General features: G+C 41.4%; 14 protein-coding genes. All 14 read right to left on the bottom strand.

What is annotated here, in order from left to right; genetic code table 11:
• Positions 1-110: 110 nt before the first annotated feature.
• Positions 111-1,142, bottom strand: coding sequence for an LCP family protein (locus DESMER_RS18665; protein WP_014904625.1), 1,032 nt, complete (start codon positions 1,140-1,142; stop codon positions 111-113).
• A 169-nt stretch (positions 1,143-1,311) separates the two neighbouring features.
• Positions 1,312-2,886 carry a bacillithiol biosynthesis cysteine-adding enzyme BshC gene (bshC, locus tag DESMER_RS18670; protein WP_014904626.1) on the bottom strand — a complete coding sequence of 525 codons (1,575 nt, stop codon included), beginning with the start codon at positions 2,884-2,886 and terminating at the stop codon, positions 1,312-1,314.
• A gap of 41 nt (positions 2,887-2,927) precedes the next feature.
• On the bottom strand, positions 2,928-4,010 hold the full coding sequence (gene selD / locus DESMER_RS18675) for a selenide, water dikinase SelD (RefSeq protein WP_083856513.1): 1,083 nt from the start codon (positions 4,008-4,010) through the stop codon (positions 2,928-2,930).
• A gap of 99 nt (positions 4,011-4,109) precedes the next feature.
• The gene (selA, locus tag DESMER_RS18680) at positions 4,110-5,525 is read right to left on the bottom strand and encodes an L-seryl-tRNA(Sec) selenium transferase (protein WP_014904628.1); all 1,416 of its coding nucleotides are present in this window, start codon (positions 5,523-5,525) and stop codon (positions 4,110-4,112) included.
• A gap of 577 nt (positions 5,526-6,102) precedes the next feature.
• A complete protein-coding gene (locus DESMER_RS18685) occupies positions 6,103-6,696 on the bottom strand; it encodes an adaptor protein MecA (RefSeq protein ID WP_014904629.1) in 594 nt (197 codons plus the stop codon).
• A 280-nt stretch (positions 6,697-6,976) separates the two neighbouring features.
• The gene (locus DESMER_RS18690; protein WP_014904630.1) at positions 6,977-7,423 is read right to left on the bottom strand and encodes a hypothetical protein; all 447 of its coding nucleotides are present in this window, start codon (positions 7,421-7,423) and stop codon (positions 6,977-6,979) included.
• 259 nt (positions 7,424-7,682) lie between these two features.
• Positions 7,683-9,968 (bottom strand): Ig-like domain-containing protein, encoded by a 2,286-nt coding sequence (locus DESMER_RS22660; protein WP_014904631.1) that lies wholly within the window; start codon positions 9,966-9,968, stop codon positions 7,683-7,685.
• A 217-nt stretch (positions 9,969-10,185) separates the two neighbouring features.
• Entirely contained in the window at positions 10,186-10,839 is a 654-nt protein-coding gene (locus tag DESMER_RS18710; protein WP_014904632.1) for a lytic transglycosylase domain-containing protein, read from the bottom strand.
• Positions 10,840-10,966: 127 nt separating this feature from the next.
• On the bottom strand, positions 10,967-11,704 hold the full coding sequence (locus DESMER_RS18715; protein ID WP_014904633.1) for a flagellar hook-basal body protein: 738 nt from the start codon (positions 11,702-11,704) through the stop codon (positions 10,967-10,969).
• A gap of 12 nt (positions 11,705-11,716) precedes the next feature.
• Positions 11,717-12,121 carry a flagellar basal body rod protein FlgB gene (flgB, locus tag DESMER_RS18720; RefSeq protein WP_014904634.1) on the bottom strand — a complete coding sequence of 135 codons (405 nt, stop codon included), beginning with the start codon at positions 12,119-12,121 and terminating at the stop codon, positions 11,717-11,719.
• 4 nt (positions 12,122-12,125) lie between these two features.
• Positions 12,126-12,923, bottom strand: a complete 798-nt coding sequence (locus tag DESMER_RS18725) for a flagellar hook-basal body protein (protein WP_014904635.1) — start codon at positions 12,921-12,923, stop codon at positions 12,126-12,128.
• Between the two features lie 37 nt (positions 12,924-12,960).
• Positions 12,961-14,349 (bottom strand): flagellar hook protein FlgE, encoded by a 1,389-nt coding sequence (locus tag DESMER_RS18730; protein WP_014904636.1) that lies wholly within the window; start codon positions 14,347-14,349, stop codon positions 12,961-12,963.
• Positions 14,350-14,406: 57 nt separating this feature from the next.
• Positions 14,407-15,060, bottom strand: a complete 654-nt coding sequence (locus tag DESMER_RS18735) for a flagellar hook capping FlgD N-terminal domain-containing protein (protein ID WP_014904637.1) — start codon at positions 15,058-15,060, stop codon at positions 14,407-14,409.
• 9 nt (positions 15,061-15,069) lie between these two features.
• On the bottom strand, positions 15,070-16,737 hold the full coding sequence (locus tag DESMER_RS22665; RefSeq protein WP_014904638.1) for a flagellar hook-length control protein FliK: 1,668 nt from the start codon (positions 16,735-16,737) through the stop codon (positions 15,070-15,072).
• Between the last annotated feature and the right edge of the window lie 51 nt (positions 16,738-16,788).

The raw sequence follows: 16,788 nt of genomic DNA on the forward strand, positions 1-16,788 counted from the left end.
TTTAGTCCCAAATAATCTGAAATCTCAGGGAGATAATGATACTTGAGGGGATGATTCTTAACATTTATTGTGTAAAAGAATCATCCCCTCAATATGAACTCATACTCTAATTACATCTGATAGCCCGGTGATTTTCTTCCATTAGGATCTTGGCTGTTACCCGGAACCTGTGGAAGTGGCTTTGAAGGCGAAGGAATTACTGGCTTTAGCAAATCTACAGGTTCCTGACCAATGATTTTTTCGGTTGTCTTCCCTTGAAATAAATTCTTAACGACTTGTTTCACTTCAAGAGGATCAACTTTCCAATAGCTTATCCCCTCTAAATCCAGAAAAGACCCGGGTAGAGTTTGAGCCACTACATTTGAACTATCGAATCCAACCGCTACTCTAGCTAAGGTAAAAATATCTTTAGAGGATAAACTAGTGTTCACTGCATCCATAATTTGGGGAACAAGAAAGGGAAGTTTGGGAATAGTGCTTAACTGGAACATTTCTTTAGCTACAGCTTTAAGTACGACTTGTTGTCTTGCGGTTCGTGAAATATCTGCTAAAGCATCATGCCGGAAACGAGCATATTGTAAAGCTTTAGAACCATTTAAGATTTGTTCCCCTTTATGAAGATTTATGTAGCCATCCTCATCATCACCAGTCTCATAGTACATGTTTTTCTCGACATTGACCGTGATCCCGCCTAAAGTATCGATAATCTTTTTAAATCCTTGAAAGTTAGTTTGGACATATCCCGCTATCTTTTCCCCTGTTAACTCTTCCACGGTTTTCTCAAGAGTATCTAAATCTGTCAATGAAACAATCTCATTAATTTTCTTGTAGCCGTGCCCTTTAAGTAGGACTCTCGTATCCCGGGGAATAGAGAGTAAGCTTGTCCGCTTAGTTTTTGGATCCACGCTGGCTAGGATTATCGTATCCGTGCTAAATTTCTTTTGTTCCGGACGTTGATCTGCTCCGATGAGCAATACACTAACCCGATCTTTAATTCCTTCATCTATAGAATCTGATAAATTATTATTATCCCAGCTTGTTTCCTTACCTGAATCAAAAAATACCATATATCCAACTGCCCCAGCCGCTATAACCACAGTAAAGGTCACAACCATCAAGATTATCTTAATCGCACGAAGCACAGCACCAACTCCATTAAGTAACTTCCTTTATACTATTATACCCAACTTTATCGTTTAAGAAAGAAAACTCACAAAATCTTCAAGAAAGCAGAAAAGATATTTGATAGTGAACTTGTTCCCTTAACGCTGAACATTGAGCCTTCAAGTGAGAATTCTGTCACACCTAGATTTACATGAGTATCGGATATTCGTCAAAATCACCCAGAGGGATTTCCGAAACTCTATCCACAAAGCTATGTCCATACCTCATCACAAAAGTTAAGGGATTCAAAACCCGTTCTTGCCTGGAATTGTTAGGAGTAATCCCATCTTCAAGCTGTTGCAAGCGGCTTAACTGATCCTTACAACGTTTTCGCTGGGCCTGCCAAATCTTTCTTTCCAAATACTCTAACTGATATTTTACCTTTGCCTCATTTCGTTCCAGCCATTTATTTACATTTACATCGATATCCTCCAGTGGTTTAAGCTCAGCATAGCTCTTCCTTATCTGATTGCGTAAACGCTGAAAACGTTCATCAATATTTAGCATATCTTGTTCTCGGATACAACGGTTTCGATGTTCCTGCAAACCGCTGTACACATCTTCAAGCTTTAGTCCCTGCCTTTTTAAATATTTTTGCCAAGAAGCCGTTAAAACTACTGCAGAGAGCCTTGGATAAAGGATCGGCATTATAAAACCTAACTTCGCAAAAACTTCTCCAAGTTGCGCCCAATAATTCAATTCTCCCGGTCCGGGCACATAAGCCAAGGTAGGCAACAGATATTCCTGAACGATAGGACGGGTCACCACATTAGGAGAAAAACTATCAGGATTTCCAGTCAGCAGCTGGTTAAGGGCATCCAAACTCCATGTTTTCTTTTGTCCACGCAGATAAAACGATTCCTCCCTGAAGAGAATTGCTCGTCGTTCCGGTACAGAAAGAAATAAATTCACCTCTCCGCCGGTTGGCTTTATTTGAGGCTTAAATCCCAAGTCGACCCATTCTTTTGTACGTTCGGCCAAGGCATCCCGTACATTTCCGTGCATTTTTAAGATCTGCTCGTACATCGGCGACGCCAGTTGCTTAAATTGCGGAATCATTGGATCGAAAAAAATTAGCCCCCATTTCTGTACAAGCCACTGCAATGTTAAAGCAAACCATTGAGTCAAGTTCTCAGCTTGTTCGGTTATCTGCCGACACTTCGTAATAACGGAAGACCTAAATTCGCTCTCCGGCATGTCTAATAGTTGTGTTTCAATCGTTTCCCACGAGGGTACTTTTTGGTGACCAATAGATTTTCCGCCCCCGTCACCCGGCAGTAGACAAGGAACAATATTTCCCTGAGAATTTAACAGGTAGGTCTCACGAATCTCTTGCCAGTCATGATCTTCCCCGGCAATCCAAAAAACTGGAACAACCGGACGTCCGAGTTTTTCACGCTGTTCTTTAGCCAGTAGTATTGCAGTCATGGCTTTATATAGGGTATATAAAGGTCCTGTCAAAATTCCCGCTTGTTGCCCAGTGATCACCGCAAGAGTTTCTTTATTTCTTAGTTCTTCAATCATCTTAAGGGTTTCTGAACTAGACCCTAAATTGAGATGATACTCTCGCAAGGTATCTGCCAGAAGCTCTCTGGAATAAGTTCTGGAGTCCAAATAGACTGCTCTTTTTTCAAAGCTTGCTTGTGCTTTTGGATCCCCACCGGGAAAAAATAAAGCTACTTGTTCAAAACAAGTAGCTATGGTTTGCACTAGATCTCTCATCTCTATCCCTCCGCTACCTTACCAGTTACAGCGGTATTTTATCATGCACGACTGGAAACCGCAATTCTGCCTCCCTCACCTTGATTAACTCGTCCGATTACGGCAGCAGCAGGAGCGTTATTGGCCTGTAGTTCCTTAATTAGTAACTCAACGCGATCTTCAGGAACAGAGATTAGCAACCCGCCAGAGGTAATCGCATCAAAAAAGACAATTCTAAGTTCTTCTGAAACCTCCGCTTCAAAATCCACCTTATTCTCAAGATGACGTCGATTAGCCTGAGTCCCTCCCGGGATGGCTTTTTGTTGGATACAATTCCAAACACTATCTAAAACCGGGACAGCCTCTGCATAGATATCAGCACTGCAGCCACTTGCCTCCAGCATTTCATGCAGATGGCCTAGCAGCCCGAAGCCTGTAACATCCGTAACAGCATGTACCCCGACGGATATTGCCGCTTCAGCAGCTCCTTTATTTAGAGTTGCCATAACTTTAATGACTTCGGCTTCCGCTTCTGGTGACACGATGCCACGTTTTATCCCGGTAGTAATAATTCCAACCCCCAAAGGCTTGGTAAATACCAAAATATCCCCTGGCTTAGCTTTAGCATTAGACAAAACATGGTCTGGGTGCACAATCCCCGTAACCGACAGTCCGTATTTGGGTTCAGGATCATCAATAGAGTGTCCACCTACAAGAATCGCTCCTGATTCCCGAATTTTATCACTGCCGCCTTGCAAAATCTTTGCTAAAACTTCCATATTTAGTTTCTTCACCGGGAAAGAAACTAAGTTCATAGCAGTTAGAGGCTTAGCCCCCATTGCATAAATATCACTCAGGGCATTTGCGGCAGCTATCTGACCGAAGGCATAAGGATCATCTACAACAGGAGTGAAGAAATCAACACTTTGTACAATGGCTTGTTCTGCATTAATCCGATAAACCCCAGCATCATCAGAAGTCTCCATACCTACTAATAGGTTAGCATCCTCTTGATTAGGCGGTAAATAGCGCAATACTTGCGCTAGGTCCGAAGGACCTATCTTGCATCCTCAGCCGGCCTTGGTAGACAACTGCGTCAACCTAACCTTATCCGTTGTTTCATTCTGGAAGATATTCAGATCCATCTTCAACACCACCTTAGTATATTAATTATCCTAAACTATCACGCTTTCAGTATAACTTGTAATAATGCTACTTCAACCTATCCAATCCAACTTACATTTTTATTGATCCCACTCCGCTAACCGCCTAACAACTTCCTCTCTATCACCCTTCAGAAAAGTTCTAACATCGATTACTATCCAATTCTTATGAATTCTTGACAGAATGGCTACTGAACCTAAGCGCAAAAACTTCTCTAATTCAATAACGCTTCCCTGTCTTGGTCGAATCGTACATACCCAGGTAGGAAGCTCAACCGTTGGCCATGCTCCTCCACCTACCTGAGAGACATCTTCTTGCAACTTAACTTCAATTTTTTGGTTCGGCTGAAGTGTTGTAAATAATTCAAACGCAGCTTCATATAGTTTATCCAAAGGAGCGGAGAGCATCCTCCAAACGGGAATTTCATTGAATTCACCCTTGTCATATAAGCGAAGAGTTCCTTCTAATGCCGCTAAAGTTAATTTATCAACTCTTAATGCTCGAGTTAATTGATTGGTCCTTAATTGTTGGACAAAACTCTTTTTGCCAACAATAATGCCCGCCTGTGGCCCGCCAAGCAATTTATCTCCACTGAAGGTAACAAGGGAGATACCTGCTTTAACAGTTTGTTTAATAGTTGGCTCTGGAGGAAAGCCTAAATTAGCCCCATCGAAGAAACTCCCGCTTCCTAAGTCCTCCATCACAGGCAGACCCTTATCTTCTCCGAGTTTTACAAGTTCCGCTCCTGAGACAGTATGAGTAAATCCTTCAACCCTGTAATTGCTTGTATGAACTTTCAATAGCATTGCTGTTTCCGAACTAATAGCAGCTTCATAGTCCTTTAGCCAAGTCTTATTGGTTGCTCCAACTTCTACTAATTTTGCTCCGCCAGCTTTTAGAACCTCAGGAATTCTAAATGAGCCTCCAACTTCCACTAATTCCCCCCGGGAAACGATGACCTCTTTCCCTTGGGCAAAGGTATTCATCATCAACAAAACCGCCGCAGCATTATTATTGACTACCATCGCTGCTTCTGCACCAGTCAACTTACAAAGCAGCTCCTCCACATGAACGTAGCGTGACCCCCGCTCTCCAGTCTGAATATTCAACTCAAGGTTACTGTATCGTTCTGCCTGTTCTGAAATAAAACGGGCTACTTCCGGTGCCAGGAGGGCTCTTCCGCAATTTGTATGTAAAACAACTCCAGTGGCATTAATTACCCGCCGCAAACTAGTTTCACCCTTGATCAACTTTTTAAAAAGGTCTTTTTTTATGGCGGGCCATAGAGCAGCTTCAAATTCTTCAAAAGGATTAGCGTAATTTCGGTTAATATCTTCCCTAATACTTTGTAGAACCTGTCGAACATACAGAGTCACGCGAGGCGTCCAACCCTCATTCGCCATAAATGGACTGAATTCTATTTCATCTTCTAAGCGAGAGAGCACTTCATGAACAGCCGGAAGAGCCCTTAAGCGCCTAAGAATCTCTTGTTCCACTGATTATCAACTCCTTAGAGGGGAACTATTTTATCGACCAAATTCCCTGAATCCAGCCCGCAAGCTTTTTAGGATTTCGACAGCAGAATTAGCATATGATAAAGGAAACTTAACACACTTGCTGAAGCAATAGTCATCAGGCCTCCTTTGCCTTTGACCTTTGACTTCTGATTTCGAGGAGGTATTCCATGTCTAATATTAGCCCTGACTTAACTTGCGCAATCAAACAGCCATCTCACCAAGCTGTAATCCTTCCCTTCAAGGCACGCCCACAATCAAGAGAGCAATTCTCCCCTTGCATCTTTTGCGGTAAGACTATGAGAATACATAAATTCAAAGGCAAAACTGTCTGCATCAATTGTTTACGTCAAATACCTGCTATTTTCTCTTGTGGCTAATGGTCAAAGGGCTTTCATACTTCTATTTATGTATTTTGTAACTCCTGATCAAAAGATACTAGAATTATCTCAAATTAGTTGTAAAGGGTGGCTTACGTAAATTCCTCAGGTTCAGGCTGATGAGTGAGGATTTTAAGCCTAGTATAAGAAAGGGAAGCATATTGCTTCCCTTTTTGAGTCTAGTTTTCTGTCGGCTTATTGAAAGCTGCATTCAATGTCTGCACGGCTTTTTCTCGAATTATTTCTTTTCCGTGTTCTGTGAGGAAAGACTTTGTTATACCTACAATTTCACCGTATTCATCAAGGATTGCTTCTGCCAAATACCTTTTCTTGCCTGTACCCATTCGATTGAGTACAAGATAGTATTCATTTTCGAATTCATACAACCCCGAACGAAGCTGAGCGAATTCCGGTAGCCTTCCTATTGCCGAGATTACATCTTCAAAGTCGTTAAAGACATAGACTAATTCCGTAATTCGGCCTCTGGATACTTTTCGGCCAGCTTTCTCTTTAACAGAACCCTCAATTTGATCTTCTTGCTTCATAATTGTAATTACAAACTCATCATTAGTCGCCACTGTAGCCTGGATCCAGAAAGGTTGATCTAAGTTAAATTCAACCTCTTCCCTTGCTTGCGCGATAAGTTCCCAGAACAATTGCTCCGTCTTAGCTGACCGCTGAAATAGATCAGCCATCGTAATATCCCTGTCAGTTAATTCTGTTAAAGAGATAAAGATGCGGATGGTATGCTCATTAACTTTCTGGACACGCATATTCCCACTCTCCTTTCCGCATCGCTTCTTACTTTAGAATATACATATTCTATCATATTCACATTATAGCATATTACGCCAAGACTTTTTCTGTGAAATCCAATAAGATTGCACTTTGTTCATACCCCTGCGTATTAAAACATCATGTCCGAACTATCCACCTTATTATAGAAAGTTTAGATTTAGGGCACATGGGTATAGTCTTTCCCATTTTTAGACTTTGCCAACCGTCAGTACCCCCCTGCATTGAAGATTCTCCAACCAGATTCAGCCAACATACTTACAGCAAGCTGCTAACTATTTCACAGCGTATGACTTCACGCCTTATAGGCAAATACATTAGCTTAACGTGATCATCAATATTTAATCGTTGATAAACAAAAAAATCTATAAACAATTTCGTTTGATCAGTACCACTACGTATATCCACACTATATATGTTTGAAGCTGTGTCAAAGCTCTTTCCTTGAACGGTACCTTCAATCAGGCCAGGCTTAGCGAACCAATCCGGCTGGGAAAATAATAATAATTGAGTATATACACCTAATACTCCAACCCAAATTACCATTTTCAGCGACAAGAGCAAGAACCCCCAGACATGGCGGGCATTACGCCATGTAGTGACAAATTTCCAAACTAATCTGGAGAGTATAACTCCGATTATCAAAAAGAGTACGCCTAAATTGGGCCAAGTCGTACTCCATAGATAGCCATAATAGTCTGCCATTTCCTACCCCTTTACAGAATCGACTAAAGTACCGTGATTTATCTAAACATCCTATAATTCTTTCGCTTTTAACTATAAAATTCGCTAAAGAGTCATAATCTCCTTCTCTTTTACAGAAATTTTATGCCCCCATGACATGCCGATACTAAGGCAGTATAAGCAGACGACAAAAACAGGGACACTTGGACTTTTAGTAGCTAAAAAACGAATGAGGAACGGTATTTCACGCTCCCCACTATAACAATTATCACTATAAACATTAATTAATCACGGTTACTATACAAGATGCTCTTCTACCACCATCTACAGTAGTTGCTGTAATAACAGCTCGCCCTAACTTTAATGCTTCGATATTTCCATTTTCATCTACTGTTACAATAGCTGAGTTACTTGATTTCCAGGTAATGTTTGCATTAGTAGCATTGGTTGGATTGATAGTGGCTAGCAACTGATCGTTGTTTCCAATACTAAGCTTTACCTGAGATTTGTTCAGCTCGACTTTAATTGCTCCAGTTTGAACTATAACATCAAATGTTGCAGAATAATTGCCATCAACACTTGTAGCAGTGATCGTTGCTTCGCCCTCACTTACTCCTAGAATTTTTCCATTAACATCTACTGATGCAACGGATGGATTACTTGTTTTCCAGTTTATCTTTTTAGTCGTAGCATTTGATGGATTGATTATTGGCTTTAAAAAAGTACTGCCTTTTATATTGATAGTCACAGTGGTTTTTGCAAAACTTATGCCGGTTACTTCTGTTGGCACAGTAACACTGCAACTTGCCATTTTTTTACCATTTTCAGAAGTTGCAGTAATAACAGAGCTTCCTGCCTTTAATGCTTCAATATTCCCATTTTCATCAACCGTTACAATTGACGAATTACTTGACTTCCAAATTATGTTGTCATTAGTTGCATTTGATGGGTTAATTGTAGCAATTAATTTTACACTGCTTCCAACACCCAGTGTTGTCTTTGTTTTGTTCAGAGCAATTTTAGTAACTCCTGTTTGGACTATTACCTCCATTGTTGCAGAACGACTTCCATCAATACTTGTAGCAGTAATCGTTGCTACGCCTTCACTTAATCCTTTAACTCTACCACTAAGATCAACCGAGGCAACCGTTGGGGCACTAGATTGCCAATTTACTTTTTTATTTGTAGCATTCATCGGAGTTATTACTGGTTTTAAAATAATACTATCGTTTATATTAATCGTAACACTGGTTTTTGCTAAGCTAATACCTGTTACCTCCGTCGGTACTGTAACAATACAAGTTGCCTTTTTATTTCCATCTTCAGAGGTAACAGTGATTACAGCTCTACCTGACTTTAATGCTTCAATCTTCCCATTTTCGTCAACCGTAACTATAGACGAGTTACTTGATTTCCAAGTGACATTGCTATTAACGGCATTCAATGGAGCAATAGTCGATATTAGTTCATCACTATATCCAATACTAAGCGTTGTTGTTGTTTTATTTAGACTTATTTTTGCTACACCCGTTTGAACTATTACCTCAAATGATCCAGAAAAATCTCCATCTGCGGTTCTAGCAGTTATTGTAGTTCTTCCTTCCTTCACTCCAATTATTTTTCCATTGACATCTACTTTCGCAATTGCAGGGTCAGCGGATTGCCATGTAACCTTTTTATTAGTAGCATTGGATGGAGTTATTACTGGTTTTATAGAAGTACTAGCTTTAACATTAATTGCTACCGTAGGTTCGTTGAAACTAATACCCGTTACTACATTGGGGGCTATAGTATTCGCTTGAGGGAATGTGACTTTATCCCACGTAAAGCCGTGGTTAGTCATATAGTTGTCTGTTTTATTATAATATATAGTTTTGTCCGCATTCGCATCATTGTTAGTGGAATCAACATGGTACCACTTCCCATCAAGTTTAACTAGATTCCAAGCGTGATATTCGCTACCTATGTATCCTGTAACAATCCTATTCTCAATTCCTACAGCACTTAACAGCTTTAGCATAAGCATTGAATATCCCTGACAAACTGTCTTTCCTGAGGTTAGAGCCGTATAGGCTGTGCGTTGAAGTAATTCATCATCATAGTTAACGTTTGCAAGAATCCAATCATGAACAGCTTTCTCTTTCTGAAAATCATTCATTTCAGAGTGGGTAATCGATGAAGCGATTTGTAGGACTCTTACATCGACTTCATCCTCTTGAACTTTCGTAGTAAAATACTCAATAGTAAAGTTGAATTGAGTATCTCCTGGTTCGCCAGTGATAACATGGTTAATTTCTTTCCAAGATAAACTTAAATAATCATCACTTTTTTCAGCTTTTGTTACAACCTCATCTAATTGATTAATAAGTTCATCAGCATCGCCAGTATAATTTATTGTAAATTCAGTTTCTCGATTATTCATGTTATCAGCAACTGCTTGCTGAAATAATGGAATTGTATTGACAGTTTCTCCATTCGCTAATACGTCAAAAGGCTTAGCTATTAAAAGAATTATTGCAAAGAACAACATTATTGCAAAATTCATAACTCTCTTATGGATAATCATTCTTATCAATCCTCTCCACCTTGATCCCTCTTTTGAAATATGTAATCTCTAATTCTCACCAAGCAACTCACTTTCATTTAGAAGATACCTGCAAAGTCCTTACAGTTCGTTAGCTTAGCGATCATCAGCTCGTAGATTTTAGTCCTTGGCTTTTGCCAAATTGCCCTTTGTCGTTAGTAACATAACATTCTTGACTTCTAGTTATCGGGAGTCAATTCTATGCTTTCCAATCATTATTCAATCCTGCCATGATCTTCTGTACATAGGCCCGAGTTTCCTTGTATGGTGGAACTCCATTATATTTTTCTACTGCACCTGATCCAGCATTATATGCTGCCAAAGTCAGAGGAATATTACCCTCAAAGCGATTCAGCAAATCTTTTAGAAAATGCGTTCCCCCATCTAAATTTTGCGTAGGGTCATAGGCATTATTTACACCATAAGAAGCTGCCGTCCCCGGCATTAGCTGCATTAAGCCCATAGCCCCTGCTGGTGAGGTAGCCTTTGGATTAAACCCCGACTCCGCTTTGACAACTTCCTGAATCAGATTAGGGTCTACTCCATATTTTTGAGCCATAGAATAAATCAGATGATCCAGAGAACTTGAGTTACTTCCTTTAACCTCTGGAGTTCGAGCATTGTTGTAACTATCTTGGGCAACTCTTGATGAAGATTGAAATAAATTGTTAAACCCTTGAGATGCATCCCCCACTCCTCCTAGAGCTGCCTTTAGTAAAGTCGCAAATAAAAGCGGCGCTGTACTATTGCTGTCACTTGAACCGGACAGATCCATCCTATCAGTTTGAGCAGACTGCCAAGAAGAATTCATTTCTTGAAGTTGATATAAAAGGAGCATTTGGGCAATGTTCACTGAGTAACCTCCAATCTAGAAGTAATAGGGGAATTATACTCTTTGGGCAACTAGGAAACTATCGGTTTAACCCTTATACCTCATTGTTCTCCAGAATTTGTTCAGGAATTAGTTTAATGATTATCAACTATATCTTTCCAACCTCATTAACCGCTTTTCCTAACAGTTCATCCTGAGTTTGAATTACTTTTTGATTGGCTTCATATGCTTTCATCACTGACATCATATTTACCAATTGTCCGGAAAGATTTACGTTAGATCTTTCAATTGCACCCTGTTGAACTTGAGCCCCAACTGCTGCTTGAACCCCTTCAGTTGCATTATATAGGGATTGGCCTTCCCGTTGTAAGGCGTCTTCAGGAATCTCAACAATACGCAAATGATTAACCTCTTGGCCTTGATCAAAAATGACACCCTCAGAGCTAACGCTGAAATCCAAGCTCAATGGCCCTATTGGACCTTCTTCTCCTTGAACAGTAAAGCCCTCTGCCGTTCTAAGCATACCTTCGCTATCCAACTGGAAATGCCCATTACGAGTATATCGATCTCCGTCCGGAGTCTGGACTACGAAGTATCCTAATGTCTTAAGGGCTAAGTCCGTCTTAGCATCCGTAACATCCAGCGATCCTTGAACATTGGATCTGGTTACTTGGTCGACTCCAAGACCTGTCCCCATTCCACCAAGGGCTACAGAAGTATTATCTCCCCCGATACGATAAATCTGTTTCGAGGGAAAAGAAATATTACTGGCAAGCTGTTCTTTAAAGCCGGCAGTCTTTATGTTGACAACATTATCTCCGATAACTTCGCTTTGCGTTTGCGCGGCTATCATTCCTGTAGCTGAAGTATATAATCCACGTATCATTTGTATCCCCCTTTATCCCTTAATAACCATTCTCATCAAGCCTAATTGTGATGAGATAGCTCGAGTAAGGGAGTTATAATACAAGCCATTTTCAGCAACATTAGCCATCTCTCGATCGATGTCCACATTATTTCCATCATTGCGCAAGGAAGTGGTTCGATCTGTGACAATCCCTAATGCATCAATTTCAGCCGATATACTGCTTAGGTGTTTAGGGGAGGTCTGCTTCATTTGTAAGACCGAACTCTCTTCACCCAAGGCAGCACCAAGAGCCATTTGAAAATTAACATCTGATCGTTTGAAGTTGGGAGTATCAATATTGGCAACATTATTAGACAGAACTTGTTGCCTCAATGATGAGGCATCAAGTCCAGTCTGCAAAACATTTAGTACGGGTCTGTCTAACCAACCTGCCATGACCTTACCTCCTCAAGGAATTAGCAATCCCCCACATTTTATCTCCGTCCTGAACTAGTCTGGCATTCGCTTGATAAGCCCTTTGAGCCTGAATGAGATCAGTCATAGAGGCTGCAATGTCTACATTTGATTGTTCCAGAGAATGACTTCGAACAACCCCTAAAACCTGATTACCGACCAAAGGGCTTCCCGGTTGTCCAGTCAGCGGTTCGCCAGAGTTTTCTGAGGGAATAAAAAGGTTGTTATCTGCTCTCAGTAAACCCCCGGGATTTTGGAAGCCAACGAGGGTAATTTGACCAAATGTCATAGCCTCCCCGTCAATAACTCCGGTTATCTCCCCGTTCTCAGCTACCACTAATTCAGATGCACCTTCAGGGATCATAATTGCCGGTTGAACCACATTTCCTTGCATATCAGCAAGCTGTCTGTCTGCATCTAGCTGAAATGCTCCTACTCGTGTATAGCTGGTTTCCCCATTCGGATTCTGAACCTGAAAGAAACCCGATCCGTCTATTCCTAAATCCCAGACACGATCGGTATTACTCAAATTTCCTTGTTGAAGGTTTATGCTGCTGGAGCCATAAAGCACTCCAGCACCTACATCGAAGGCAGCGACTGCATTGCCGTTTTGTTGTTCGGGTACAGCATTTCCTGATCGCACCTCGGTGGATAATGCCTCAACAAAAGCCATTTGACTTGCTTTATACCCCTGAGTATTAGCATTTGCTAAGTTGTTTCCGATAGTATCTATCGCAGTTTGCTGGGCCAGAAGTCCAGACATTGCAGTCCCTACTAGGCGCATTAGGCAAACCTCCGTCTCATTAATATCAGTCTAGCTCTTAACGTTTGAGATTTATAAGTTCTTCTAAGAGTGTGTCTGAAACAGTGATTACTCGGGAATTAGCTTGGAAGCCGCGTTGGGTTACAATCATATCTGTAAATTCGGTCGAAAGGTCGACATTAGACATTTCGACAGTATTAGAGACAATACTTGCTCGGCCATCTTCGCCAGCCGCACCAATGCTGGCAGCACCGGAGTTGTTAGAAGTGGAAAAGAAATTACCGCCAATATTCGCTAGGCCTGCTTCGTTGGCAAAAGAGGCTACAGCAATTTGAGCTATTTTATGGGTCACTGAGTCTACTCCATTGCTATATACCCCGGTAATTACTCCACTTTGGTCGATACTGTAATCTGTTAGTGTATGCGCTTTATTGGTAAAATCATAACTAATAAGGCCAGCACCATCAGCATCAGTTGGAGTAACCCCATCCTCTTGATTGACCCCAAGCGTAATTTGATATTTTCCGTTGAGGTATTTTACGACATACTCCCCATTGCCAGGGGTATCAGAAGTCGATAAGGTATACTTAAGATCATCTAAATAAACATTTGCTCCTGCTTGAGGCGGATAGTCTACAGTTATCTGCGTCGCACTATCCACAGTTATATTCGTATTGTTAGTGCCCGAACCCGCAGGATCAATATAGTGGATCGTTGCTAAAGAGGAAGCTGAATCAAAGTTCGAAGCAAATGTTAAAATTCCACTACTTGGATCATATGAAAATTGACCTTCCGCTGGGGTAGAACCTATCGGAACCCTTGTCATCCCATCAATAGTCAGATTTTCTGCATTAGTAATACCAAAATCATACTCTGGGTGGTTAGCAGCATCCAGGTCTGCCACAGGGACTGGCCCATCTTCTGACTCCCGTATCGGGAAAAATGAATCTGTTGCCAATTTATCTCCAAGTTTAAACCTAATATCTGATGCCGCCCCCCATACAACTGGGGTTGTATCATCCGCACCCCAGCTATACCCTTGAACCTTGGCTCCAGTTGCGGGATCAATAAGAGTTCCTGCACTATCTTGCCCGAATCCACCGGCCCGAGTATATACCTGCTGTCCGTTATTATTCAAGACAAAGAATCCGGACCCTTGCAACATCATATCTGTGGCGTTCCCTGTTGATTGCGAACTTCCTTGAGTCATAATTTGGTCGATAGAGCCCAGCATTACTCCTAATCCGACTTGCACAGTGTTTGTTCCGCCTTGGTTCGCAGTGGGGGCAGAAGCCCCTTTCAAGTTCTGGCTTAGCATTGTTGAAAAGGATACTCTACTCCGCTTATAGCCGGTTGTATTTACGTTAGAAATGTTATTTCCGATAACATCCATTTTGACCTGGTGGTTTTTTAACCCCGAAATGGCTGAATATAATGAACGCATCATAAGATGTTTTTCCTCCTCATTGGTGGTTTTTCTGCATCATGCAGGTTTCTTATAGACTTAAATTATTTCAGTATCGGTGTTATCATCTGTATTGATAACATCTTCATTATCATTACTTGTATCTGTTTCTGTTTCTGTGGCTGTGTCCGGATCAGTATTTGTATCCGATACCGTATCCAGCTCTAGGTCTGTTTCATCCTCTGTATTTTCTACTGGCTCCTCAACATTCGGAGCAACTACAGGAGTAGGCTCCTTAATAAGTGTCAGCAGCCCCAATTCGATATCCTTCAAAGATCCATCAGCCTTGCGAACCTGAAGCTTTGGATCTCCATCAAGCCACTTTACTGCTTCGACAGTACCCTCTATAACGGTGACTCCGTCAACATCTACTCCGCTTACCCATTTACCAATCATCGCCGCTCCTTGGGTAAGGGCTGACTGTTGGGAAAAAAAGCTCATACTCTTGGACAAGGTTTCCATTGAAGTGGCAATATTGTTCATCTGCTCTAAGGAACTGAAGGAGGCCAATTGGGCAATAGACTCTTTGTTATCTACAGGATTCAAAGGATCCTGATTTTGTAGCTGAGCAACCAATAACTTGAGAAAATCGTCCTTTCCCAGCGAATCATTTGTTACGATTCCTTGGCTTCCATTTGTATTTGTACCGCTGGGTGAAGAGGTTTTGTAAGTTGTCCCATTAACGTTACTCATAGCAGCCTCCTATGCTGTGACATTTATCCGATTATCTCCAACGCTATTATTGAAGACTGCATCTTGTTTCTCATCTTCAGAGAGTGGTTCATTCTGGTGAAATGTTCTTCTGGCCTCATCGCCCTGCTGTTGTTGTTGTCGTTCTCCGTTGTGACCCATTTCCAACGAGCCACAGTTCACACCTTGGTTTACTAAGTTGTGGCGCAGATCAGAAAGCTGATTCTGGAGAAGTTGCCCTGTAGCCGCTTCATTAGCGTGTACCTGTAAATGTACTTGCCCGCCTTCCCAGCGCAAAAGTATACGAACCTTTCCTAATTCCTCCGGATGGAGTTGAATATCTAATTCTTTCAGAGTGTGTTGGTTACTCATGACTTGCTCACGAACTACGCCTGAGATCTGTTCCCATAGTGGTAATCCGGCTGTTTTAACGTCAGAAGAAGTAAAAGAGACAATATTCGTAGGTGACCCAACTCCTAAGCTCGAAGATTGAGTTTGATCATCTTGTATGCCAGATACGTCGGTTTTAGAGCGATTTGCTTTATTAATCTCTTCACTTAGAGAGTTGAAATTCTGCAAAAGTCCTCGCTTCAAAAAACTGGTTCCTTCTGATCTTTGTTGAGTATTCGTTGAAAAAGTCCCATCTTTACGTGTAAGTAGAGTGCCTTCATGGTTTTCTGCCAAACCCATCAGATTACTTAGTTGTCCTTCGTTGGAATTCTTAGGGACTTTTTCTCCTCGAACCCTGTCCATTAACAATGGGAAAAGAGTTGCCAGAAGCGTAGCAGTCTTTGCGTTTAGTTCAGTGCCATTGTTATCACCACTGCTGTCAGCAAAGCTTTCAAGCAATTGGTTTATGTTATTTCGTCCTACGTTATTTTGGGAGTTCGAGGTATTGACATTATCTGACTCTTGAGTAATCTCATCAGACATGATCAATCCTTGAAGAAGCTTTGCTATTTCCAAGTTAAGGTTTTCTGCTTTAGCCGATTTAGGCACTGTCGAATTGACTAGACTATTAGTTAATTCTCCATCCTTCTCTAGTGCTGTCGTCCAACCTTGAATGAGCTTAGCCAATTCTTGAATTTCGTTGTTTCTAGTGGTTTGTACTTCTGAGGCACTCTCCTGTGGAGTGACGTCAGTTATCGTTCCAGATAGTGCTGCTAAGAGATCGTTTATTACCTGTCTATATTTATCCAATTCCGCATTTCCGAGGTTACCCCCCTGAGCGTATTGCGCCGACATCCGTTTCAACACAATACTCTCATCCGAGTTAAGTGATATTAGATTCATCAAATCAGCTTCAGCTAATGATGAATTGACAATTCCCTGACTCGTAATTTCTCCGGAATTGGCTTCCTTGCCTGCCGGAAGATCACTCTGAAACATGGGCAGTGATTGAAATAACCAGGCAAAGTTCCCATATCCGAGCATCCCCGTCCCATTTGATTCTTCTAAGCTCTGAATAGGGTCTCCTCCACCCTGCGCTTTTTCGCTATCCTGTCCTTCTTTAGAGTTCTGCCCTTTCGGATCTGAATTTGGTTGGATTAAATCGCCAAGAAATGATGCAAAGAGTGCTGCAGCATTTGCTGAGCTTTGTGAGCTAACTTTTCCTTCCGAGGGGTTTTCAACTTTAATTCTGCCCTTGAAGGAATCCGAAAGGACATTTATGTTTGACACCAGCCATCACCTCCCAATAAGACTCTAAGTCTTATATCGTCAAAATCTTGT

It is taken from the genome of Desulfosporosinus meridiei DSM 13257 (assembly GCF_000231385.2).
Taxonomy (GTDB): Bacteria; Bacillota; Desulfitobacteriia; order Desulfitobacteriales; family Desulfitobacteriaceae; genus Desulfosporosinus; species Desulfosporosinus meridiei.

Excerpts from the sequence above, each read along its gene's own strand:
- DESMER_RS18725 (WP_014904635.1), bottom strand. The coding sequence starts at position 12,923 with ATGCGCCTAGTAGGGACTGCAATGTCTGGACTTCTGGCCCAGCAAACT.
- bshC (WP_014904626.1), bottom strand. The coding sequence starts at position 2,886 with ATGAGAGATCTAGTGCAAACCATAGCTACTTGTTTTGAACAAGTAGCT.
- flgB (WP_014904634.1), bottom strand. The coding sequence starts at position 12,121 with ATGGCAGGTTGGTTAGACAGACCCGTACTAAATGTTTTGCAGACTGGA.
- DESMER_RS18735 (WP_014904637.1), bottom strand. The coding sequence starts at position 15,060 with ATGAGTAACGTTAATGGGACAACTTACAAAACCTCTTCACCCAGCGGT.
- DESMER_RS18730 (WP_014904636.1), bottom strand. The coding sequence starts at position 14,349 with ATGATGCGTTCATTATATTCAGCCATTTCGGGGTTAAAAAACCACCAG.
- DESMER_RS18690 (WP_014904630.1), bottom strand. The coding sequence starts at position 7,423 with ATGGCAGACTATTATGGCTATCTATGGAGTACGACTTGGCCCAATTTA.
- DESMER_RS22660 (WP_014904631.1), bottom strand. The coding sequence starts at position 9,968 with ATGATTATCCATAAGAGAGTTATGAATTTTGCAATAATGTTGTTCTTT.
- DESMER_RS18715 (WP_014904633.1), bottom strand. The coding sequence starts at position 11,704 with ATGATACGTGGATTATATACTTCAGCTACAGGAATGATAGCCGCGCAA.
- DESMER_RS18685 (WP_014904629.1), bottom strand. The coding sequence starts at position 6,696 with ATGCGTGTCCAGAAAGTTAATGAGCATACCATCCGCATCTTTATCTCT.